The sequence below is a fragment of the Pseudothioclava nitratireducens genome (assembly GCF_029210495.1).
Taxonomy (GTDB): domain Bacteria; phylum Pseudomonadota; class Alphaproteobacteria; order Rhodobacterales; family Rhodobacteraceae; genus Pseudothioclava; species Pseudothioclava nitratireducens.
In genome coordinates, this window is sequence record NZ_JARGDK010000006.1 from 1 (window position 1) to 22983 (window position 22983).

The following is a 22983-nucleotide window of genomic DNA, read 5'->3' on the forward strand; positions in this document are numbered from 1 at the left end:
CTCAGCATAACCACGAAAGCCGCCTGATCATGACCTCAGGCCATCTGGGAAATTACACCACCTTGACGGACGCTACCTCGGACGATCCATGCGCAGCCCTTTCAGAAGGTAAGGATAGGTCTTGTGCCCTTTCGCCAGCCTGCTGGTGTTGGGTTTTTGGTAAATTGGCATCAGCCCCAAGAGACGCCTTCGAGACGGACCCGTTTCCATTGATGGATCATCATCGGATACACCCCGAACCGGCTCGCCAGCTCGGCCGCTGTCTCCTCACCCTTCAGGGCTTCCAGCGCGACCTTCGCCTTGAACTCGGGCGCGTGTTGTTTTCGTTTCGACATCTCTGATCTCCTTCTCGTCGAAGATCAGCAGACTGCAATTCATAGCTTATGTCAGTGTCCGAATTTCGGAGAGCAGCTCAGTTCTCAGCTTGGCGCAATGGTCTGAAATCTTAAAACCATTGAACTTCGCCGTCGTAATCCCGCGACATCAACACAGGTTGCGCGTCCGGGTCGAGATTGTTGACGAGCTCATGCAGACGTAACCGCGATAAGATAGGAACAGCATGGAGCTTGACGTCTTTGGGCATTTCACCTGAGACCGCAGCCATAAGACGGCCAAGATCCTCAAGCGCCTGCGTTATACGATCGATACCCTGAAGCCCCCTGATCGCTGCTGGGTCTGTATGTTCCGCGAAATGGCACATTGAAAGTGCTTTTTGAACATCGGACGAGAGGCGGGCCAAAGTCTCGAGCTCATCTCCGATGCGGGCTGCCAGGGCGTCGAGCTCCAGGTCACGATGCGTAATTCCGGACTTTGTCTGAGAGCTTTCCATTATAGGCGACCTACGACCGCTTCGATGCAGGCGCGTAGGTCTTGCGGTGCGAAGGGCTTCTTAAGAAAGTTGTTCATGCCAAGCTTGCGCCCCGTATCGACAATCTGCTTATCCGCGCGACCAGTAATCAGAATAAATCCTATGCTGCGCGTCTTCGGTTGATTGCGCAGGGCGTGAAGTAGGTGAAGCCCGTCCATCCCTGGCATATTGTAGTCGGAAATCACCAAGTGAACCGGCGATTTTTCTAGTATTTGCAATGCGCTCGGACCATCCGTCGCATAACCGACCTGTCTGATCCCCATTGCGTCCAACGCTTGGGTGATCAACCCGCGACTTGTCGACATATCGTCAACGACGAGAATCCTAAGCTGGTCTCTTAGTGACATGATGGAGCTCCTGATGAATTCTTGCTTTGCGCGCGACGGTATGCCGTAATTCCCGCCGGACGCAGATCGCTTCCCAAACCCAGAGGAACACGCTCTGAATGGCCGGCGAATAACCAGCCCTCCGGCTTGAGAATCTCCTCGAAGCGGCGCCACAGTCGTGCTTGCGCATCGGGTGCGAAATAGATGACTACGTTGCGGCAAAAAATGATGTCGAACGGACCGTGAAACGGCCAGTCATGATGCAAGTTGAGTTCCTTGAAAGTCACAAGTCGCCGCAGGCAATCGTCGATCTGGCAACCACCATTCGTTTCAATGAAATAGCGCTCACGGAGCTTAACTGGAATCGAATCGATCGCGTGCGGATCGTAAAGACCAGCCTTGCCGCGTGAGATCATGCGCGGGTCGATATCCGTCGCGAGAATTCTGATGTCCAATGACTCTGCATTCGGCTCCAGATCGTGCAAAACCATTGCGATCGAGTAGGCTTCCTGACCATCCGAACTTCCGGCTGACCAGATGCGCATACGCCCACCAGCACGGGCATGCTCAATGAGTTTGGGTAGTGCTTGTTGTCTAAGTATTTCAAAATGATGATTTTCACGAAAGAAATGCGTGACGTTGGTCGTGAGTGCCGAGATCATTTCACGCAACTCGTCGCGCCCTGCGTCTGATTGGATCAGTTCAACATAGCTCCCGTAATCGTTAAGCCCCTTTGCCCGCAAACGTTTGGCGAGTCGGGACTGCACCATTGATCCTTTCTCAGGCGAAATCACGATCCCCGAGTGATAATGGAGAATCTCAGCAAGAGCGCGCAGATCACGCTCCTCAGGCGTCACCGCCATCATGTTGAAGTGACCTTCTTGCATCATACGGCTTCGGCGACCTCGTCGGGAAGGACGGCATTGAGGTCGAGCACGCGGATCATGCGGCCCTCAACGATCGTCAGGGCGGCAATATAGCTGTGAGCACTGTCTGCGGTCAGTTCGGGCGGTGCCTGCAACTCGCTATTGGGTAAGGCCAGAATGTCGGAGACGGCATCGACCAGCAGTCCAGCGGTTTGGTTGCCGACCTGAACGACGATGATAACGTTTCGGGCGTCGCCTTCTACTGGCGCCATGCCAAGCCGGACGGAGAGATCGACCACCGGCAGAACGGTGCCGCGCAGATTGATGACGCCGCGGACATAGGGCGGTGCATGTGGAAGCGGCGTTGCACGGGTCCAGCCGCGAATTTCCCGAACCGACATGATGTCCACGCTATACTCTTCCTCCGCGAGGCGGAAAGAGAGCAATTCGACTTCGGCGGAGCTTTGCGTTGAAGAAGATGTCATGGCGTTATCCTGCGAGAGAAAGTTGGTTGGCGCGCGTATGGCCTGATGCGTTCTGAACGAGATCTGCCGGGTCGAGGATCAGCGCAATCTGACCATCGCCAAGAATGGTCGCGGCCGCGACTCCCGGAATGTGGCCGTAACTGCGTTGCAGACCTTTGATCACGACCTGTCGTTGCTCCAAGATCGTATCGACGATCAGCGCGCTGCGCGCTCCGTTTTCATGCGCCGTCAACAATACGATATCGCCTTCGTAGTTTTTCTTGGGGGAACGATAACCAAGCTCGGCCCCCAGATCGTAAAGCGGCACGAATACGCCGCGAACGTGGACCACATGGGTCTCTGGTCCCAGGGATCGGATATCCTCGGCGGTGAGGGTTGCCGTTTCCAGGATCGAAGACAGCGGAACGACGAGCGTTTCATCCGCGACATTCACGACCATACCGTCAAGCACCGCGAGCGTCAGCGGCAGCGAGATCGAGAACCGCGTGCCCTTGCCGGGCTCGGACGCAATTGATATCCGCCCACCAAGTGCCTGGATGGCCGATCGCACCACGTCCATGCCGACACCGCGACCCGAAAGCGCCGAGACCTGTGACGCGGTCGAAAAGCCCGGCAGAAACAGAAGATTATCGATATCGCTGTCACTCAGGACGGCATCTTCGGCAATCAGGCCTTTGCGGCAGGCGATCTCGCGCACTTTGGGGCGGTTGATCCCCGCGCCATCGTCGAAAATCTCGATGATCACACGGCCCGAACGATGCTGCGCCGTGAGCGTGATGACGCCCTCTTCCGGTTTTCCCGCGGCCCGACGTTCCGACGGCGTTTCCAGGCCATGATCGACGGCGTTTCGGATCATGTGGGTTAACGGGTCCGCAAGGCGCTCGATCACCGTTTTATCGACCTCTGTGGCCTCGCCTTCGGTCCGGAGGCGAACCTCTTTGCCGACCGCGGCTGAAGCCTCCCGCACGATCCGCGCCATGCGTTGGAAGAGCGGTTTGACCGGTTGCGCCCGGATCATCATGACGCTGTCCTGAATGTCGCGGGTCAGCATCATGAAGGCTTCGAGGCCGGTCATCACCGAGGAGTTCGGCGCCAGCCCCGCTTCGGCAACGCTCTGCGCGAGCATCGCTTGGTTTATGACAAGCTCTCCAACGAGATTGACCAGCCGGTCGATCCGGTCGAGATCAACGCGCACGGTGGCGCCCGGCTCCTTCGCCACCTCACGTGGGGCGGCGACTTCGGCGCCGCTATCGGCGGGTTCTGGAGGGACGGCTTGGGCCGGTGATTCCGCCGCGTGCAGAGGGTCCGTGATCTCTTCTGAGGGGGTGAAACCCGTGTCGAGGGGGGGGAGGGCCATGTCGGAAAATCCGTCCTCTTGAGACGGTTCGTTCGAGAGAATATCGATGTCACAGACATCCTCGACGAAATCGAACACTTCGCGGATCTCGCCCTCGGTCAATTCGCCGGTGATCGTCGCTTCCCAGGAGAGGAGTGCTTTCTCCGGGTCGAACCCGTCCAACGTGCCAAGCCGTTCAAAGTCGCAGCGCAGCGCGCAATCGCCAAGTTCACCGAGCGCGCGCAGCAGGTGCAGGGGTTCGTTGCCCGACGCATAGAGCGCGTCATGCGGTGTGAAACGGACACGCCATTGGTTCGGTGCGGGTGGCTCGATCGTCAGATCGCCAAAATCGAGCGCAAGACCCATGGGTTGAAAATCGGAAACCTCCTCCGCTTCGGGTGCAGGGGCAACGCCTCCGATCAGCGCTTCAAGCTCTTGCAGGCATGTCTCGGCGTCGGCTGGCGGGGCGCCACCATCGCGTGCCGCACGAACCTGATCTTGCAACAAATCCGCAGCGTGGAAGAAAAGCTTCATCGCTTCGGGCGTAATGGCAAGGCGCCCCGCGCGCAGTTCGTCGAGGACGGTTTCATACCGATGGGCAAAACCGACCAGCGCCTCAAGGCCGAACGCGCCCGCGCCGCCCTTGATCGAATGCACCGCACGGAAGACGACATTGATCGTTTCGTCGTCATGCTGGCCCTCGTCCATTTCGGAGAGCGCATCTTGCAGGCTTTCGAGCAGTTCCTCGCATTCGACGAAGAAGGATGCCCGGATTTCTGCCATCGGGTCCGTTGCCATATCCGCCCCCTCAGCCTGCGACCATCTGGAGGGCCTTGATCAGTTTGGGCGGATCGAAGGGTTTGACGATCCAGCCGGTTGCCCCGGCGGCGCGCGCGCGGGCCTTGAGCTCGGGCGCGGATTCGGTGGTGAGCACGAGGATCGGCGTCGCCCGATGGCGATCTTGCTGGCGCACAGCCTCGATAAAGCCGAACCCGTCGAGCCGGGGCATGTTGATGTCGGAGATGATGGCGTCGGGCTCGATCCCGTCGAGCACCTCAAGCCCGTGCACCCCATCCTCGGCGAGATACAGGGTAATTCCTGCCTCTGTTAGCGCGAGATTGAGCATGTCGCGGATCGTCCGGCTATCGTCTACAGCAAGAACTTTCAGGCTCATGCGGCCTCCTCCGATTGAATATCGTCGAGTGAGACGCCGAAAATGGCGAGCGCCTCGTCAAATGCGGGAGAACGGGGGGAAATCGTGAGAGTGTGACCGCCAGCGCGCCAATGCCGTGCGCTGGCCGCGAGCAGTTGCAGACCAAGCCCGCCGAGATGTGTGACCTGACCGGCATCCAGCACAAGATCCGCCCCCGCATGGGCACGGATCGCGGTCGCCATATCGGAAACCTGCGTCAGGTCGAGGCGCGGCGCGAGCGTCAGACTGGTCATCGCGCACCTGCCGTGGCGGCGGAGAGAATGGTCGTCACGATGTTCCCCTTTCATTCGAACATGAAAGAGGCTTAGGCCGAAGCCGTTAAGATTGGCTTGACGCCGGAAGAATTATTGCGCGCGCAGTCTTGCGCTGAGGAAGGCTGCGCAGCCGGTCAGCGCGGCATAGTCATCCTCGATCACCGCGACCGGGAAGGCGCGCATGAAATCGGAAAAGCGCCCCTTGCTGCACAGCGCGGTCTCAAAGCCGAACCGTTCGAGATAGGGGGTGAGGGCGCGGGCGACCCCGCCGCAGAGATAGATCCCGCCAAAGGGCAGGTGGATCAGCGCCAGATCGCCCACCACCATCCCCATCATCCGCACGAAAAGCGCCCCCGTGCGGATCGCATCGGGGGTGCCCGCCTCCATCTGTCCCATGATCTCGGCCGCGCCGCATTGGGTCGGTCGTCCCGCCTCGCGTGTCACGAACGCATGCACCCGCTCCAGCCCGCGCCCCGAGAGCACATCCTCGACACCCGGAAACCCGTGCGCGCCCTCGACAAAGCGCATCAGCGCGATATCGGTCTCATCAAGGATCGGCAGGCTCGCATGACCACATTCCGAGGCCGCGACGAGACGCCCACCCGGCGCCTCATGCACGGGAGCGGCGTTGAAGCCCGTGCCGATCCCGATCACAAGCTGGCTGGCTCCGTGCGGCGCTGCCTGCCCGGTCACGATCTGCCGCGTCGCGCCCTCGGGCAGCGCCCCCAGCGCATAACCCTGTGCCTGAAGATCGTTGAGGATAAAGACCTGTTCGGCCTTGGTCGCGCGTGCGATCGGCCCCGTGCCGATGGTCCAGTCGAGATTGGTCATGGACGCGGTCTGCCCATCCACCGCGACCGGGCCGGCCACGGCCACGCAGGCCCCCGCAAGGTCGCGCACCCCCGTGCTCTCCATATAGTCCGTCAGGATCGGCTCCAGCGCGGGTCGCCCCGCATTGGCATAGCGCGAAATGGTCTCGGGCAGCAGCCGGTCGCCTTCGGCCAGCGCGACCCGCGTGTTGGTCCCGCCGATATCGGCCAGAAGCGTGTAGCGGTTCGGGGTGGGGTCGATCATCTGCGCGCGTCCAATGCTGTCTTCCATGCGTGATAGGACGCCTTGGGGGTGCGCCGCAAGGTTTCGAAATCGACATGCACGAGGCCGAAGCGCTTTTCATAGCCAAGCGCCCATTCGTAATTGTCGAGCAGCGACCATGCGATATAGCCCGCGACCGGCACGCCATCGGCAATCGCGGCCCGGACTTCGGCCAGATGCGTTGCGAAATACGCGATCCGGTCGTCATCGGGATGATCGGGCGACGGGTCAGGCGCGGCCATACCGTTCTCGGTGACATAGAGGGGCAGGGTGCCGGAATACTCGCGGCTCACCATGCGCAGGAAATGCCCAAGCGCCTGCGGGTCGATCTCCCAGCCCATCGCGGTTTTCGGAAGCGGGCCGGGCACCTCCTTGAGCGCGGGCCACGGGCCAGTATCGGGGGCGATCCGCTTGCAGGTGTAATAGTTCAGGCCAAGCCAGTCGAGCGGCGCCCGGATCGTGTCGAAGTCGTCCTGCCAGCCCGTCGGCAGATGCGGCCCCAGCCCCTCAAGCGCCAGATCGGGGTAGCGCCCTTTGAACAGCGCTTCGACAAAGAAACGGTTGTAATAGGCATCATAGGTCGCGGCTGCGCGCGCGGCTTCGGGGCTTTCATCGGCGGGATGCGCGAATTCGAAATTGCACACCGCCCCCAGATTGCCCATGCCATGCCCGCGCATCACCTCAATCGCGCGCCCATGCGCGAGAAGGATGTGATGCATCGCATGGGCCGTCGCGCGAATGTCGCGCAGACCCGGTGCATGCTGGCCGAGAAAATGGCTCAGCCAGCCGACGCACCACGGTTCATTGATGGGCGCGGCGGACCAGATCCGGTCGCCCAGACGCCGGGCCACGATCTCGGTGAAATCGGCAAAGCGGTTCGCAATCTCGCGGTTCCGCCACCCGCCCAGATCGGCGAGGGCGGCGGGAAGCTCCCAGTGATAGAGCGTGAGCGCCGGTTTCAACCCGCGCTCCAGCATCCCGTCCACCAACTGATCGTAGAAGTCGAGCCCTTCCGGGTTCACCGCCCCGCGCCCCTCGGGCTGAATCCGCGCCCAAGACGTCGAGAAGCGGTAGATATCAAAGCCTGCCCCCGCCAGCAGGTCGAGGTCTTCGGCCCAGCGATGATAATGATCGCAGGCAATCGCCCCGTTCTCCGCGCGCACCACATTTCCCGGCGTCGCGGCGAAACTGTCCCAGTGGCTCAGCCCGGCACCGCCAAAGCTCTGCCCCTCGATCTGATAGGCCGAGGTGGCGGCTCCGAACTGGAAACCGGTCGGAAAATCTGCGCGGGAAGGCAGGGTCGGGGGCATGGCTGTGGTCCGTCACGAAGCAATGAGATGCCGCGCGGGGGCGGTGGACTGGCCCACCACCAGCACCGCTTCAAGAAGTCGCGTGGCGATCGGTGCCTCTGGTCCGGCCGCAATCCGGTCGAGCAACATTTGCGCGCAGATCCGGCCCGCCTCGCGCACCGAAGAGCGGGTTGCGGTGAAAATCGGCAATTCGGTGCCGTTCTTCATGTAGCTCAGCTCGTCATCATGCGTCAGAACCGACACATCGCGCCCCAGCGCCAGACCGCGCTCCTCTATGGCGCGCCGCACGCCCATCGCCGACAAGAGCGACGAGGTCAGAAAGGCCGTGGCGGGGTCGGGCAAGGACAGCATCGCGCAGGCGGCATCATAGCCCTGCGCCTCGGTCATCTCGCCCGCTGTCATCAGCGCCGGGTCTCGGGCAAGCCCGCGCGCTGCCAGCGCCGCCTCATAGCCTTCACGGCGACGGGCGGCGAAATCCATGCTCTCAAGACCGTTCACCAGCGCGATCCGGCGATGCCCGAGATCGCTCAGAAAGGCGGTGCCGCGCTCGAAGGCGCGGGTGTTGTTCACGTCGACCCAGGCATAGGGCGCCGCATAGTCGCTCACGCGGCCATGCACGACATAGGGCAGGCCGAGCTCGTCCAGCAGCGCCGGACGCGGATCGCCGCGCTTGGGGCCATGCACGATCACCCCGTCCACATTCCCCTTGGAGCGCAGCGTGCGATAGGCTTGCTCTTCGTCATCATCCGCGACGATCGAGATGATCATGTCATAGCCCGCGCGGGCGTAGACCTCACCCGCGCCAGCGATGAAATCGGCGAAAACCGGGTTCACGATTTCATGCTGGGTCGAGATCGGGATCACATGGCCGATCGCCATCGCCCGCCCGGTCGCTAGTCTTTTGGCCTGCACGTTGGGATGGTAATTGTGACGCGTCGCGGCCTCGGCGACCCGGCGGCGCGTCGACTCGGACACCTCGGGATAGCCATTGAGCGCGCGCGACACGGTGGTCGGCGACAGACCGAGTATCTGTGCAAGCTCCTTGAGCGTCATCGAGAACCCAAAGCGGTTTGAAACAGGTTGCAGACTAGGCAGCGCAAAGAGGCGCGTCAACATGTCTTGAACTCTGATCGACCGTTCGGCTCTTGCCACATAGGTTTCTGCGAGCGCATAATAAATCATGGGGATGGCGCTGCATGTGCGGCGTGATCGATGATTGACAAGGGGCGGCGCGTTTGCAAGTTTCGCGACATCCAAACCGCTTTGGATTGAGTCGCCAGCGGGCGGCTGCCGGTTTGACAATGGGGCGCGGCCCCGCTCTGGGAGGAGGATAGAATGAAATCACTTTATCTGGGCGCGGCAGCGCTGGCGCTCACGGCGGGCGCCGGTGTTGCGCAGGACCTCAAATTCGCACCGGGTGAGGATGCACGGTTCAACTGGGCGTCTTACGAGGCGCTCAAATCCATGGACTTGTCGGGGCAGACGCTGACCGTTTCGGGCCCGTGGATGTCCGCCGACCGTGATCTCGTGGAAAGCGTGATCGCCTATTTCGAAGCGGCCACGGGTGCGGATGTGCAATATGCCGGGTCCGACAGTTTCGAGCAGCAGATCGTGATTGATGCCGAAGGCGGCAGCCCGCCCGACATTGCCGTTTTCCCGCAGCCGGGCCTCGCTGCCGACCTCGCCAAGAAGGGGCTTTTGAAGCCTCTCGCAGATGGCACCGCAGACTGGGTCGCCGCCAATTATGCCGCCGGGCAAAGCTGGGCCGATCTGGGCACCTATACCGGCCCGGACGGCGCGCCGCATCACTATGCGTTCCCGTTCAAGGCCGATGTGAAATCGCTGGTCTGGTATGTGCCCGAGAATTTCGAGGATGCCGGCTATGAAGTGCCGGAGACCATGGAGGACCTCAAGGCGCTGACCGAGCAGATCGTGGCCGATGGCGGCACGCCGTGGTGCATCGGTCTGGGGTCGGGTGGCGCGACCGGCTGGCCCGCGACCGACTGGGTCGAGGACATGATGCTGCGCACCCAGACGCCCGAAGATTATGACGCCTGGGTCAAGAACGAGCTGCGTTTCGACGATCCCAAAGTCGTCGGCGCCATCGAGGAATTCGGCTGGTTCGCGCGCAACGATGCCTTCGTGCAAGGTGGCGCGGGCGCGGTCTCGACCATCGACTTCCGGGAAAGCCCGCTGGGTCTCTTTGCGAGCCCGCCGCAATGCTACCTGCACCGTCAGGCAAGCTTCATTCCCTCCTTCTTCCCCGATGGCACCGTGATCGGGCAGGATGCCGATTTCTTCTACTTCCCCGCCTATGCCGAAAAGGATCTCGGCAAGCCGGTTCTGGGGGCCGGGACGCTTTTCGCCAAGCTCACCGACAACCCGGCCAGCGACGCGTTCATCAGCTTCCTGCAATCGCCCATCGCACATGAGGTCTGGATGGCGCAGACCGGCTTCATCACCCCCTACACGGGCGTGAATACCGAGGTTTACGGCGATCCCACGCTCAAGAAGATGGGGGACATCCTCCTCAACGCCTCGACCTTCCGCTTCGACGGGTCGGACCTGATGCCGGGCGCGATTGGCGCGGGGGCGTTCTGGACCGGCATGGTCGATTACACGGGCGGCAAATCCGCCGAGGACGTGGCCAAGGCGATCCAGGGCACCTGGGACACGTTGAAGTAACCCAATGTCGCCCGCCCGTGCGCAGGCTTGCACGGGCGGGCGTTTCCTATCCGGGGGGGCGGAATGGAACAGCTAGGATTTGCCGCGGGTACGATCATCGCGGGTATGTTCGGATGCGTTGCGTGGTTCTGGGGCACGAATATGCTGCTGGACTGGGCACTGCCGCCGCGCGGGCCGCAGGCCGGACGCAACATCAACCGGGCCAACCTGATCCGGCCCTGGCTTTTCGTGGGGCCTGCGCTGCTCTGCCTCGGCGTTTATCTGGTGTATCCGGTCGTGAATTCTGTCTGGCGCTCGCTCCATGACGCGGCGGGGCAGAACTGGGTCGGGCTCGACAATTTCCGCTGGTTGCTGGGCGACGCGAAATTCCGTGAGTCGATCTTCAACAACATGCTCTGGCTTTTGGTCGTGCCCGCGCTCTCCACGCTCTTTGGCCTGATCGCGGCGCAGGTCACCGACCGCATTCGCTGGGGCAATATGGCCAAGTCGCTGATCTTCATGCCGATGGCGATTTCCTTCGTGGGCGCGGGCGTGATCTGGAAATTCATCTACGATTATCGCGGCGCGGACCAAGAGCAGATCGGCCTTCTGAACGCCATCTGGACGAGCTTGGGCAACGATCCGCAGACATGGCTCACGCTGCCGTTCTGGAACAATTTCTTCCTGATGGCGGTGCTGATCTGGATTCAGACGGGCTTTGCCATGGTGATCCTTTCGGCCGCGCTGCGCGGCATCCCCGAGGAAACCATCGAGGCCGCGATCATCGACGGGGCGAACCCGTGGCAGCTTTTTTTCAAGATCAAGGTGCCGCAGATCTGGGGCACCATCGCCGTGGTCTGGACCACGATCACCATCGTCGTGCTCAAGGTCTTCGACATCGTCTTCGTGATGACCAACGGGCAATGGGGCACGCAGGTGCTTGCGAACCTGATGTATGACTGGATGTTCCGGGGCGCGCCCGACTATGGCCGGGGCTCCGCGATTGCGCTGGTTATCATGCTTCTGGTGACGCCGATCATGGTCTGGAACATCCGCAACGCGCGGCGCGAGATGCGCTGAGGGGGACAGGTCATGGATAATATCGCCGGAACCAAATCGTGCCTCGTCTGGGCCGTCAATCTCGCAGCACTCGCGCTGGTGCTGCTCTGGACGATCCCGACCTTCGGGCTGTTGGTCTCCTCCTTCCGCGACCGGGATCAGATTTCCACCTCGGGCTGGTGGCGCGCGCCGATGAGCGCCGAGAGCACCGGCTTCGAGCGGGCGGGCACCGCCGCCGACCAGGTGGCCGAAGGCGACCTCTGGGTGATCTCGGGCGAATTGCTGCAAGAGGGGCAGGGGCTGCGCGCCTGGGGCACCTCCTCGCGCGACCCATCAGCATATACACCGGGCGAGACGGTTGCGCTTAAGGACGGGCAGGAACTCACCGTGAGCGAAACCGGCACCTACCGGCTGACCTCGCCCACAGAATTCACCGAGACCCGCGGGATGCGGATTTTCCTCACCACGCTCGACCCGCCGCGCTTCACCACAGAAAACTACGCCCGCGTGATCGGCGCCGAGGGGCTGGGGCGCGCGTTCATGAACACTTTCACGGTGACGATCCCCGCCACTGTCATCCCGATCCTGATCGCGGCCTTTGCGGCCTACGCTTTGGCGTGGATGGAGTTTCCGGGGCGCGCCCTCCTCGTCGCGGGGGTCGTGGGGCTGCTGGTGGTGCCATTGCAGCTCGCCTTGATCCCGCTCCTGAAGCTGCATAACGATATCGGGCTTGGGAAGGGCTATATGGGCATCTGGCTTGCGCATACGGGCTTTGGCCTGCCGCTCGCCATCTATCTCTTGCGCAACTACATGGTGGGCCTGCCGCGCGAGATCATCGAAAGCGCCCGCGTGGACGGCGCGACCGAGTTTCAGATCTTCCGCCGCATCATCCTGCCGCTCAGCTTCCCCGCACTCGCCAGCTTTGCGATCTTCCAGTTCCTCTGGGTCTGGAACGATCTGCTGGTCGCCACGGTGTTCCTTGGCAACTCGTCGGATCAACTGGTGATGACGGGCGTGCTGCGCGAATTGCTGGGCTCGCGCGGGGGCGATTGGGAAATCCTCGCGGCCTCGGCCTTCATCTCGATTGCCGTGCCGCTCTTCGTATTCTTCGCCATGCAGAAATATCTCGTCCGCGGGCTTCTCGCGGGATCGGTCAAAGGGGGCTGAGTTGAACGTCTTGAAGAAAAACCCGGATTGGTGGCGCGGCGCGGTGATCTATCAGATCTACCCGCGCAGCTATCAGGACAGCAACGGCGACGGGATCGGAGACCTTCTGGGGATCGTCCGGCGGTTGCCGCATGTCGCGTCGCTCGGCGCCGATGCGATCTGGATTTCACCCTTCTTCACCTCGCCGATGCGCGATTTCGGCTATGATGTGTCCGACTATTGCGATGTCGATCCGATGTTTGGCTCGCTTGCCGATTTCGATCAGGTCGTGGCGACGGCCCATGCGCTTGGCCTCAAGGTGATGATCGACCTCGTGTTGTCCCACACCTCGGATCAGCACCCGTGGTTCGCGGCCAGCCGCGCGAGCCGTGATAATCCCAAATCCGACTGGTATGTCTGGGCAGACCCCAAGCCCGATGGCACGCCGCCCAATAACTGGCTGTCGATCTTCGGCGGCCCGGCCTGGCATTGGGATAGCCGGCGCGAGCAGTATTACCTGCACAATTTCCTCGTCTCGCAGCCGGACCTGAACTTCCACAATCCCGAGGTGCAGCAGGAATTGCTGGGTGTGGCGCAGTTCTGGCTGGAGCGCGGGGTTGATGGGTTCCGCCTCGATACGATCAATTTCTACATGCATGACGAGGCGTTGCGCGACAATCCTCCGCTCGCGCCCGAGGATCGCAACGACTCTACTGCGCCGAAGGTCAATCCGTATAACCATCAGAACCACGTTTACGACAAGAACCACCCGAAGAACGTTGAATTCCTTAGGAAATTGCGCACGCTGATGAACAATTACAACGCTGCGGCCGTGGGGGAGATCGGCGATAGCCATCGCGGGCTGGAAATCCTCGGTGAATATACCAGCGGCGAGGACAAGATGCAGATGTCCTACGCGTTCGAGCTTTTGTCAGGCCACGCGCCGCTTTCGGCGGAATATATCGCAAGCGTGTTCGAGAAGGTCGAAACCGTCGCGCCCGAGGGCTGGGCCTGCTGGGCCTATTCCAACCACGATGTCGAGCGGCATATCTCTCGCTGGGATCTTTCTCCAGCAGCAGCAAGAGTTTATGCGACATTGATGATGTGCCTGCGTGGCTCCGTATGCCTCTATCAGGGTGAAGAGCTTGGCTTGCCCGAGGCGGAAATCGCCTATGAGGACCTGCAAGACCCCTATGGCAAAGAGTTCTGGCCCGAATTCAAGGGCCGCGACGGGTGCCGGACCCCGATGGTCTGGGAGAAGGATGCGGCCTATGGCGGGTTCTCTCAGGCGCGGCCTTGGTTGCCGGTGCCTTCGGTGCATCACTACCTCGCCGCCGATGTCGCCGAGCACGACCCCGGCGCGCTTTTGCATCACTACCGGCGTGCGATCCATTTTCGCAAACAACACAGTGCTTTGCGCGCCGGAGCTATGACGGAAGTTGAAGCGACGGACGGGCTCCTGAAATTCATCCGCTCGGACGCGCAGGAAACGATCCTGTGCTATTTCAACCTCTCCGATCACCCGATCAATGTGACCGTTCCGGCGGGGCATTGGGTGACGATCGGCGGCGAGCTGGGCTCGATCACACCGATGCCCGATCACACGCTGCACCTAGGCCCGTGGCAGCCAAGTATTCTTATTCTCGATGGAGGCCGCGATGGCTGATCTGACGCTCACCGATGTTGCGAAATCCTATGGAGAAGTGAATGTTCTCAAAGAGATCAATCTCGATATTAAAGCCGGAGAGCTGATCGTTTTCGTTGGTCCGTCGGGCTGTGGGAAATCGACATTGCTGCGCATGATCGCAGGTCTTGAGAAAATCTCGGGCGGGACGCTGACGATCGACGGGCAGGTGATGAACGATGTGCCGCCCGCGCAACGAGGGATCGCCATGGTGTTCCAGTCCTATGCGCTTTACCCGCATATGACGGTGCGCGAGAACATGGCCTTCGCGCTGCGCATTGCCAAGAAGTCGCAAGCCGAGATCGACGCCTCGGTCGAAAACGCGGCGCGTATCCTGCAACTGACCGATTATCTTGATCGGTTGCCCAAGGCGCTTTCTGGCGGGCAGCGTCAGCGCGTCGCCATCGGGCGCGCCATTGTGCGCGACCCCAAGGTTTATCTGTTCGACGAGCCGCTCTCCAATCTCGACGCGGCGCTGCGAGTTGCCACCCGGATCGAGATCGCCCAGCTCAAGGAAGCGATGCCCGAGCGCACGATGATCTACGTCACCCACGATCAGGTCGAGGCGATGACGCTGGCCTCGCGGATCGTGGTTTTGGCCAACAAGGGGATCGCGCAGGTCGGCACCCCGCTGGAGCTGTATGAACGCCCCGAAAACGAGTTCGTCGCGCAGTTCATCGGCAGCCCGGCGATGAACCTGATGCCAGGCAAGATCACCGCCACCGGCGCGCAGACCGAGGTCACACTCGATACGGGCGTGCGGGCGATTTCGGCGGTGCCGACGCGGGCCGAGGATATGGGGATGGCGGTCAATATCGGCATCCGCCCCGAGGATTTCACCCCCTGCGAGCCCGATCAGGCAAGCTATGTCGGCACTGTCCAGATCACCGAGAAACTGGGAGAGGTGACGCTTCTCTATTTCGCGCCGCAAGGCGGGCGCGAGCCGGTGATCGCCAAGCTGCCGGGCATCCATAACGGCATGCGCGGCTCCGAAGTGACCCTGCGCGCGGCACCTGAAAAGGTGCATCTCTTCGCGCAGGGACGGTCGCTTCTATATCGCTGATGTCGGAATCCGCGCACGGCGCCGCGCGCATCTTGGATAAAACGGGATGACAGGGCACCAGCGGAGGGCGCAATGAGCGATTTGGACATGGCGGAACAGGCACCGGAACGTGCAGGGCGGCGGGGTCGCGGCGGCGGCGGTGCTGCGCGTCGCGCAGAGCGCACCGGGCCGAAGTTGGAATTTGCGCGTTTCATCGAGCGCAATGTCCCCAATTTCGAGATCCTCAACGAAGAGGCGCTCGAGATCATCGAATACAACGCCGAGACGGTGCTGGAAGAGATCGGCGTCAACTTCGTCGAGAACCCGGCCGCGCTCGAGCGTTGGCGTCAGGCGGGGGCCGATGTTCAGGGTGAGCGCGTGCGCATTCCGCGCGGTCTCGCTCGTCAACTCTGCGCCACCGCGCCCAGCCAGTTCACCCAGCACGCGCGCAATTCCGAGCGTAACGTTGTCATCGGCGGCAAGAACCTCGTTCTGGCCCCGGTCTACGGCCCGCCCTTCGTGCGCGATCTGAACGGCGGTCGCCGGTATGCGACCATCGCGGACTTCCGCAACTTCGTGAAGCTCGGCCAGATGTCCAAATGGCTGCACCATTCGGGCGGCACCGTCTGCGAGCCGACCGACGTGCCGGTGAACAAGCGTCACCTCGACATGCTCTACGCGCATATGACGCTCTCGGACAAACCTTTCATGGGCTCGGTCACGGAACCGTCGCGCGCCGCAGACTCGGTCGAGATGGCCAAGGTGCTCTTCGGCGATCAATTCGTTGACGATAACACCGTGATGACCTCGCTGGTGAACATCAACTCGCCGCTGACCTTCGACAGCGTGATGATGGGCGCGCTCGAAGTCTACGCGGCCGCCAATCAGGCCTGCATCATTTCGCCCTTCATCGTGGGCGGTGCCATGGCGCCGGTTTCGGTCGCGGGGACGCTCACGCAGGTGCTGGCCGAGGTGCTGGCGGGCGTGGCTTATAGCCAGCTTATCCGTCCGGGCGCGCCGGTGATCTTCGGGGCCTTCGTGACCTCGATCGACATGAACTCGGGCGCACCGACCTTCGGCACCCCCGAGGCCGCTCAGATCACGCTGGGCGCAGGGCAACTCGCCCGCCGCCTGAACCTGCCGTATCGATCGGCTGGCTCGTTCTGCGGCTCCAAGCTGCCCGACGCTCAGGCCGCCTATGAGACCGCCAACTCGCTCAATATCGGCCTTCTGTCGGGCGTGAACTTCATGCTCCACGCCTGTGGATGGCTCGAAGGCGGCCTCGTCTCGTCCTACGAGAAATTCGTGATGGATGCCGACCAGCTTGGCGTGCTGCATCGGCTCGCCGCCGGGATCGATATGTCCGAGAACGGGCAGGGCATGGACGCGATCCGCGAAGTCGGCCCGGGCGGCCACTACCTCGGCTGTGCCCACACGCAGGCGAATTTCAAGGATGCTTTCTGGAAGACGAGTGTGCTCGACTACAAGCCCTTCGAGACCTGGGAAGAAGAAGGCGCGCGTGACACCGTGGCGCTGGCTTCGGCCCGCGTTCAGAAGATGCTCGGCGAGTATCAGCCTCCGGCGATTGATCCCGGCGTGGTCGAAGCGCTCGACGCGTTTGTGGCCAAGAAGAAGGCAGCCGAGCCCGACTCCTTCATGTGAGCTCTGGCCGCGCGGGGCGCGCCTCGCAAGTGACACTGCGAAGACAGGAAAGGGGGGCCATGCCCCCCTTTTTCACGCCGGATGCGAAAGAAGCGGCCGGATCTTGAGCATGGTGATCCGGTTATCCTTGCGCGTCACCACCTCGAAGCGGAAGCCGTGGAACGAGAAGACCTGCCCCTCGGTCGGGATGGTCTGTGCTTCGTGGATGACCAGACCCGCGATCGTATTGGCCTCGTCATCGGGCAGCGTCCAGTCGGTCTCGCGGTTGAGGTCGCGGATCGTCATCGCGCCTTCGACGAAATAGTCGCCCGACTCGGTCGGCTTCAGCCGTTTCTCGGCCTTGGGGTCGAACTCATCGGCAATCTCGCCCACGATTTCCTCGAGAATATCCTCAAGCGTCAGCAACCCCTGCAATTCGCCATATTCGTCCACAACCAGGGCGAAATGCGTGTGACGCTTGAGAAACTCACGCATCTGCTCGTCCAGAGGCGTGGTCTCGGGGATGAAATAGGGCTTCATCGCCACCTTGGTGACATCGAGATCCGAGATACTCTCCAGCGTGCCGTCACCCCCCCGCACGACCTTTTCGACCGCGCGCAGCAGGTCCTTGGCGTGGATCACACCGATCACGTTTTCCCGCTCGCCGCGATAGATCGGCAGGCGCGTATGGGCCGAGCCCAGCACCGCCGTGAGGATCGTGTCAGGATCGGCTTCGGCGTCGATCATCTCGATCTGGCTGCGGTGCAGCATGATCTCCTCGACGGTGCGTTCACCCAGATCGAGCGCGCCCAGAAGCCGGTCGCGGTCTTCCTTGTCCACCGTGCCCTCGGAGGCGCCGATGGCCAGCGCGCCCGCGATTTCCTCGTGGATCGAAAACATGTGCTGGTTCGCATCCGTGCGCATGCCAAAGGCCCAGAGAATGCCGCGCACGATGGTGCGCACCACAGTCACGATCGGCGCGAGAATGAGCGTCAGGACGCCGATGGGACGGGCCACGCGGGCGGCGACGGTCTCGGGCAGGGTGATTGCATAAGTCTTGGGCAGAACCTCGGAAAAGACCAGCACCAGTGCGGTCATCCCAAGCGTCGCCAGCGCCACACCGGAATCGCCGAAAAGCCGCGTCAGCAGCGCCGTCGCCAGCGAGGCCGAGAGGATGTTGACGACGTTATTGCCCAGAAGGATCGCGCCGATAAGCCGCTCGCTATCCTCGGTCACGCTCAGAGCGCGCTCTGCGCCACGATCGCCCTTGTCGGCGCGCGCACGCAATTTGGCCCGGCTGGCCGCGGTCAGCGCGGTCTCGGACCCAGAGAAAAAGGCCGATAGTAAAAGCAGCCCCGCAATCGCGGCGGCGGTCAACCAAAAGGCGGCGTCGAGGAAGGTTTCTGTCTGATCCATCGCCTTGTTATGGGGCTCTGCCCCGGACCATTCAAGAGGGGCTGCGCTTGAGGATGTCTTGCGCCAGCGGATGATGCTCCAGCACAAGAGATTTCAGCCGCTCATCAAGGACATGGGTGTAAATCTCGGTGGTCGATAGATCGGCATGACCCAGAAGTGTCTGGATCGCCCGCAGATCGGCGCCGCCTTGCAAGAGATGCGTGGCAAAGGCGTGGCGCAGGACGTGGGGTGTGACACGGGCTGGCGAGATACCCGCCGCAACGGCGAGATCCTTCAGCATCCGATGAAATCCCTGCCGGGTCAGATGGCCTTCCTTGCCGCTCGACGGGAACAGAAACCGTGAGGGCGGCGCGCGGCGTTTCAGTCGGGCCTCTTCCTCGGCGGCATCGCGCGCCGCCAGCCAGTCGGCCAGCGCCGCACGGGCCGGTGGGCTGAGCGGCACCATCCGCTCCTTGTCACCCTTGCCCCGGATCAAGAGCATCTGTGGATTGCCTCGCGCCGCCGCGACGGGCAGCGAGACCAGCTCCGACACCCGCATCCCTGTCGCATAGAGCAGTTCCATAAGACAGCGGTTGCGGATCTGCTCGGGGGCCGAGCGTCCCTGATCGCAGGCGGCTTCGAGCAGCGCCTCGACCTCGTCGATATCGAGCGTCTTGGGCAGACGTTTGGCCTTGCCCGGCCCCGAGATGCGGATGGCCGGGTTATCCGCGCGCCAACCTTCTTCATAGGCGAACCGGTAGAGTTGACGGATCGCTGACAGACGCCGCGCGCGGGTCGATTTCGCCAGCCCCTCGGCCTCGCATCGGATCAGATAGGCTTCGATATCGTCGCGGCTGAGTGTCTCGAACGCATGACCTTTAGCCTCAACAAAGCCGTAGAAGTCATTGAGATCGAGCGCATAACTGTTGATCGTGTTCGGCGCTGCCCCGCGCTCGGCGGCAAGTGCCTCTAGGAAGGTGCCGATCCAGCGGATATCGGGCGGCGCTGTGCTCATCCGCGCCGCTCGAGAATGATAAGCTCTAGCGCCGCGCGCCGCGCCACGTCCTCCAACCCGGCCAGACGCAGCATCCGCAAGCCGTTGGCGGCCCGCGGATAATCGCCGCGCGCGCCTTCGGTCACATCGTCGATCGCCGCCAGCAGCATCAGCCCAAGCTCGCCGCCTGCGCGATCCGCATAGGGCGCGGGCACTGTATCCGGCACGCTGTCGAACACCGATTTGAGCATCAGCCCAAGCTGGTCCTGTGCTTCGACAGGGCCGGTCTGCCCACGCGCGATCCCGATCAGCAGGGCATCATCGCGGTCATGGACCCGGTGCGCTCGTGCGACGCTTTCATAGCTTTCCCCAAGCAGGCCAAGCCGGAATGCAATCTCACCGGCGTCACCCTCCATCCCCAGCCCGGCAAGTTGCGCGCCCCACAGCGTGGCGAGCACCATCTCGAGCTGTTCTTCCTCCATCAGCCGATAGGCCTCGGGCAGGGTGGCCGCAATCATTGTGCGGTCGGAGGCGGTGATGGCACGGTCGAGCGTGGCAATCGCGCGGGCGCGATCCCAGATCCGGCCCGAAGGCGCCTTTTCATTCTCGGTATAAAGACCCAAAAGCTGATTGGCGTCGATGGCACCGCTGCGCGCGAGACGCTCGGCCGCTTCGATCCGGGCTTTCCAGCCGGTATTCGCCCGCAGATCCGCCTGCGCGAAGGCAACAGGCAGGGGACCGGTCGGCATCGGCTGCCCAATCGCCTCCATCATCCGAAAGATCAGCGGCGAAGGGCGCGAGGGCGGCGGCAGGTCTCCTCCGTCATCAAGCTCCGGGTCGAGGAAGCGCTCCAGCACGGTCTCCATTTCGGGCTCGATCTGGCCGATCGCGCGTCCGGTGCCAAAGGTCAGGATCGCCGTATCCCAATCGCCGCCCCGCGCAAGGCAAAACACGCGGGTCGCATAGGCGGGCGCGATGGAGGGGGTGTCGCGCAGCGCATCGCAGGCGCGGTTTTCTTCGCCGAGCAGCAGCGCCACGTCAAAGCGGCGACGGAAGATCTCGGGGTCGGTGGCATCAGCCTGTTCCAGAAGCGCGAGCGCAGGCTCCAGCGCGCCCAGTTCCAGCAGCTTGTCCACGCGCGCCAGAAACAGCACGGGCCGACCGCCGGGCGCCGTGATCGCTGGCGGCGCAAGCTCTGCAAGCGCGAGCTTGAGCAAGAGCCCCTGCATCGCGGGCAGCATTTCGAACCGTTCACGGCGCAGCGCTTCGGCCAGTTCCGTTTCCGGCGTCACCCCCCACAGATCGCGGGGCAAGCCGGTGCGCGACACCGGCAACAACCCGATCGCATTGGCCGAGGGCTTGTCGAGCGAAATCACCGAGACATCGCCCACCGTGGCCCCGCTCGAGACCGGTGGCTCGCCGGGCAGAGGCGGCAAGATCGCCCGGCTTCCACCGGGCTGTGGCGCGATGGCCGCGGGCGTCACCACGGAATTGGACAGCCAGTCGATCGCTGACATCGGCGCATCTTCGGCGAAGGCGGGCGTCAGGCAAATCGACGCGGCGAGTGCGACCCCGCCGAAAGGCGCGCGCTTAGCTGCCACTCGTGCCTCCGGGCAGGGTGATCTCGATCCTCTGCTCCTCGGTCCGCGGCGCCATATCGCCCAGATAGGCATATCCCGCCACACCGATAGCGCCCAGAATGACAAGGATTGCGATGGCCTTCAGGATGCGCCCCATAACGTCTCTTTTCTTTCTGCTCTGATGTTGGCCTTGACGCGAAGCGCCGGCCAAACTGGTCTAATCACGTCGATTATATATGGCAATTCCCGGAAGTTCACGCCATTCAGGGGGGCAGAGTTCACGATTGCGCAACCGACCGCCGATCAGCGGGGTCTTGCGCAGCGATACAGGCGCGAGACGGGGCTGGCGGTGCAGCAGACGGGGCAAAAGACGGGCAGGTTGCGCAAATCCATCGTTCTGGTCGGGATGATGGGGGCGGGCAAGACGGCGGTCGGCACGGCGCTTGCGCGGCAGTTGGGCGTGGCCTTTCTTGACAGCGACGAAGAGATCGTACGCGCCGCCCAGATGAGCGTGGCCGAGATTTTCGCCCGCGACGGGGAGCCGTTCTTTCGAGCGCGCGAATCGGAAGTGATCGAGCGGCTGATGTCCGGCCCGCCCGCCGTTGTCTCGACCGGGGGCGGGGCATTCCTGTTCGAAAACAACCGTGAAACGATTGGGCGAATGGGGGTCTCTGTCTGGTTGCGTGCCGATCTGGACCTCCTGTGGAACCGGGTCAAACACAAGAATACCCGCCCACTCCTGCGCACCAGCGACCCAAAGGCGACGCTGCGCGATTTGCTGGCGGCCCGCGAGCCAAGCTATGGGCTTGCGCAGGTCGTGGTCGATGCCGAGCCCGCCCTGTCGGTCGAGGAAATGGCCACCAAGGTGGCGCAGGCGCTCAAGGGGGTGCCGGGCCTGATGGAAGAGGAAGAGACCTGATGCGCAACACGATCCATGTTCCCCTCGGTGCGCGCGCCTATGACGTGCGGATCGGCACCGGACTGATCGCCAATGCCGGGGCGGAAATCGCGCCGCTCTTGCGCCGGCCGCGCGTGGCGGTGGTCTCGGATGAAACCGTGAGTGCGCTGCATCTCGACGCGTTGCGCGCGGGTCTGGGCGGGGTCGAGATGGTCCATCTCGCTTTGCCCGCCGGAGAGTCCACGAAAAGCTGGCCGCAGTTCACGCGCACGGTCGAATGGCTGCTCGAACAAAAGGTCGAGCGCAAGGATATCGTGATCGCCTTTGGCGGCGGGGTGATCGGCGATCTGGTGGGTTTTGCGGCCGCCGTGCTGCGGCGGGGTGTGCGCTTCGTGCAGATCCCGACCTCGCTTCTGGCACAGGTGGACAGTTCTGTCGGGGGCAAGACCGGGATCAATGCGCCGCAAGGCAAGAACCTGATCGGCGCCTTTCATCAGCCAAGCCTTGTCCTCGCAGATATCGAGGTGCTGGGCACGCTCACCGAGCGGGATTTTCTCGCCGGTTATGGTGAGGTCGCCAAATACGGGCTTTTGGGCGACGCGGCGTTTTTCGAGTGGCTCGAAGCGAACGGTCCGGCGCTGGCGGCGGGGGACCTTGAGAAACGGCTGCATGCGGTGACCCGCTCGGTCGAGATGAAGGCCGAGATCGTGGCGCGCGACGAGACCGAAGAGGGCGACCGTGCGCTCTTGAACCTTGGGCACACCTTCTGCCATGCGCTCGAAGCTGCGACCGGCTATTCCGACCGTTTGCTGCATGGCGAGGGCGTGGCGATCGGCTGCGCGCTGGCCTTTGAGCTTAGCCAGCGGCTTGGCCTGTGCAGCCAAGAGGCGCCCTCGCGCGTCCGAGCCCATCTGCGCGATATGAAGATGAAGGTGGATCTGTCTGATATTGATGGGGATTTGCCGGATGCAGATGCGCTGATCGGCCTCATGGCACAGGACAAGAAAGTGCTCGACGGACAGATGCGCTTCATCCTCGCGCGCGGCATCGGCGCGGCGTTTGTCACGGCGGACGTGCCGCGCGATGTGCTCAAGACCGTGCTGGAGCAGGCGCTGGCCGCGCGACGTTGA

At 62.6% G+C, this 22983-nt stretch carries 22 protein-coding genes and 1 pseudogene; 8 read left to right on the forward strand and 15 right to left on the reverse strand.

Annotated elements, in window-relative coordinates:
• Positions 1 to 203: 203 nt before the first annotated feature.
• From P0X85_RS08460 to P0X85_RS08510, 11 genes and pseudogenes are all read right to left on the reverse strand, one after another.
• Positions 204 to 335: pseudogene (locus P0X85_RS08460) on the reverse strand (transposase); the annotation flags it as partial.
• 110 nt (positions 336 to 445) lie between these two features.
• Entirely contained in the window at positions 446 to 829 is a 384-nt protein-coding gene (locus tag P0X85_RS08465; protein ID WP_275811516.1) for a hypothetical protein, read from the reverse strand.
• Positions 829 to 1215 carry a response regulator gene (locus tag P0X85_RS08470; protein WP_275811518.1) on the reverse strand — a complete coding sequence of 129 codons (387 nt, stop codon included), beginning with the start codon at positions 1213 to 1215 and terminating at the stop codon, positions 829 to 831. Before P0X85_RS08470 ends, P0X85_RS08465 begins: the two co-directional genes overlap by 1 nt.
• Positions 1206 to 2060 (reverse strand): CheR family methyltransferase, encoded by an 855-nt coding sequence (locus tag P0X85_RS08475; RefSeq protein WP_275811520.1) that lies wholly within the window; start codon positions 2058 to 2060, stop codon positions 1206 to 1208. Before P0X85_RS08475 ends, P0X85_RS08470 begins: the two co-directional genes overlap by 10 nt.
• Positions 2061 to 2080: 20 nt before the next feature.
• Positions 2081 to 2545 (reverse strand): chemotaxis protein CheW, encoded by a 465-nt coding sequence (locus tag P0X85_RS08480; protein WP_275811522.1) that lies wholly within the window; start codon positions 2543 to 2545, stop codon positions 2081 to 2083.
• A gap of 4 nt (positions 2546 to 2549) precedes the next feature.
• Complete coding sequence (locus tag P0X85_RS08485) at positions 2550 to 4679, reverse strand: chemotaxis protein CheA (RefSeq protein WP_275811524.1); 2130 nt, start codon at positions 4677 to 4679, stop codon at positions 2550 to 2552.
• Between the two features lie 10 nt (positions 4680 to 4689).
• Positions 4690 to 5055: a response regulator gene (locus P0X85_RS08490; RefSeq protein ID WP_275811526.1), complete on the reverse strand. Its 366-nt coding sequence runs from the start codon at positions 5053 to 5055 to the stop codon at positions 4690 to 4692.
• Positions 5052 to 5327 carry an STAS domain-containing protein gene (locus P0X85_RS08495; protein ID WP_275811528.1) on the reverse strand — a complete coding sequence of 92 codons (276 nt, stop codon included), beginning with the start codon at positions 5325 to 5327 and terminating at the stop codon, positions 5052 to 5054. The genes P0X85_RS08490 and P0X85_RS08495 overlap by 4 nt, the downstream gene beginning before the upstream one ends.
• Before the next feature lie 111 nt (positions 5328 to 5438).
• On the reverse strand, positions 5439 to 6422 hold the full coding sequence (locus tag P0X85_RS08500) for a glucokinase (RefSeq protein WP_275811530.1): 984 nt from the start codon (positions 6420 to 6422) through the stop codon (positions 5439 to 5441).
• Positions 6419 to 7750 (reverse strand): GH1 family beta-glucosidase, encoded by a 1332-nt coding sequence (locus tag P0X85_RS08505; RefSeq protein ID WP_275811532.1) that lies wholly within the window; start codon positions 7748 to 7750, stop codon positions 6419 to 6421. The genes P0X85_RS08500 and P0X85_RS08505 overlap by 4 nt, the downstream gene beginning before the upstream one ends.
• Positions 7751 to 7762: 12 nt before the next feature.
• Positions 7763 to 8803, reverse strand: coding sequence for a LacI family DNA-binding transcriptional regulator (locus P0X85_RS08510; protein ID WP_275811862.1), 1041 nt, complete (start codon positions 8801 to 8803; stop codon positions 7763 to 7765).
• Between the two features lie 282 nt (positions 8804 to 9085).
• On the opposite strand from P0X85_RS08510, the gene P0X85_RS08515 reads away from it, so the two are divergent.
• The 6 genes from P0X85_RS08515 (at position 9086) to P0X85_RS08540 (ending at position 17007) form a co-directional block, all read left to right on the forward strand.
• Positions 9086 to 10435 carry an ABC transporter substrate-binding protein gene (locus tag P0X85_RS08515; RefSeq protein WP_275811534.1) on the forward strand — a complete coding sequence of 450 codons (1350 nt, stop codon included), beginning with the start codon at positions 9086 to 9088 and terminating at the stop codon, positions 10433 to 10435.
• 63 nt (positions 10436 to 10498) lie between these two features.
• Positions 10499 to 11494, forward strand: coding sequence for a carbohydrate ABC transporter permease (locus P0X85_RS08520; RefSeq protein ID WP_275811536.1), 996 nt, complete (start codon positions 10499 to 10501; stop codon positions 11492 to 11494).
• Between the two features lie 12 nt (positions 11495 to 11506).
• On the forward strand, positions 11507 to 12640 hold the full coding sequence (locus P0X85_RS08525; RefSeq protein WP_275811538.1) for a carbohydrate ABC transporter permease: 1134 nt from the start codon (positions 11507 to 11509) through the stop codon (positions 12638 to 12640).
• Between the two features lies 1 nt (position 12641).
• The gene (locus tag P0X85_RS08530; protein ID WP_275811540.1) at positions 12642 to 14285 is read left to right on the forward strand and encodes an alpha-glucosidase; all 1644 of its coding nucleotides are present in this window, start codon (positions 12642 to 12644) and stop codon (positions 14283 to 14285) included.
• Positions 14278 to 15366, forward strand: a complete 1089-nt coding sequence (locus P0X85_RS08535) for an ABC transporter ATP-binding protein (RefSeq protein WP_275811541.1) — start codon at positions 14278 to 14280, stop codon at positions 15364 to 15366. Before P0X85_RS08530 ends, P0X85_RS08535 begins: the two co-directional genes overlap by 8 nt.
• Before the next feature lie 72 nt (positions 15367 to 15438).
• Positions 15439 to 17007: a trimethylamine methyltransferase family protein gene (locus P0X85_RS08540; RefSeq protein ID WP_420851812.1), complete on the forward strand. Its 1569-nt coding sequence runs from the start codon at positions 15439 to 15441 to the stop codon at positions 17005 to 17007.
• A gap of 72 nt (positions 17008 to 17079) precedes the next feature.
• Here P0X85_RS08540 and P0X85_RS08545 read toward each other — a convergent pair whose 3' ends face one another.
• Genes P0X85_RS08545 through P0X85_RS08560 form a run of 4 tightly spaced genes read right to left on the reverse strand, consistent with a single transcriptional unit; the run spans position 17080 to position 21112 of the window.
• Entirely contained in the window at positions 17080 to 18402 is a 1323-nt protein-coding gene (locus P0X85_RS08545; protein ID WP_275811543.1) for an HlyC/CorC family transporter, read from the reverse strand.
• Positions 18403 to 18433: 31 nt separating this feature from the next.
• Positions 18434 to 19396, reverse strand: a complete 963-nt coding sequence (locus P0X85_RS08550; RefSeq protein WP_275811545.1) for a site-specific tyrosine recombinase XerD — start codon at positions 19394 to 19396, stop codon at positions 18434 to 18436.
• The gene (locus tag P0X85_RS08555; RefSeq protein WP_275811547.1) at positions 19393 to 20976 is read right to left on the reverse strand and encodes a hypothetical protein; all 1584 of its coding nucleotides are present in this window, start codon (positions 20974 to 20976) and stop codon (positions 19393 to 19395) included. The genes P0X85_RS08550 and P0X85_RS08555 overlap by 4 nt, the downstream gene beginning before the upstream one ends.
• Positions 20966 to 21112, reverse strand: a complete 147-nt coding sequence (locus tag P0X85_RS08560; protein ID WP_275811550.1) for a hypothetical protein — start codon at positions 21110 to 21112, stop codon at positions 20966 to 20968. The genes P0X85_RS08555 and P0X85_RS08560 overlap by 11 nt, the downstream gene beginning before the upstream one ends.
• Before the next feature lie 192 nt (positions 21113 to 21304).
• On the opposite strand from P0X85_RS08560, the gene P0X85_RS08565 reads away from it, so the two are divergent.
• Together P0X85_RS08565 and aroB are read left to right on the forward strand one after the other, a co-directional pair.
• Positions 21305 to 21874: a shikimate kinase gene (locus tag P0X85_RS08565; RefSeq protein ID WP_275811552.1), complete on the forward strand. Its 570-nt coding sequence runs from the start codon at positions 21305 to 21307 to the stop codon at positions 21872 to 21874.
• Positions 21874 to 22983 (forward strand): 3-dehydroquinate synthase, encoded by a 1110-nt coding sequence (gene aroB, locus P0X85_RS08570; RefSeq protein WP_275811554.1) that lies wholly within the window; start codon positions 21874 to 21876, stop codon positions 22981 to 22983. Before P0X85_RS08565 ends, aroB begins: the two co-directional genes overlap by 1 nt.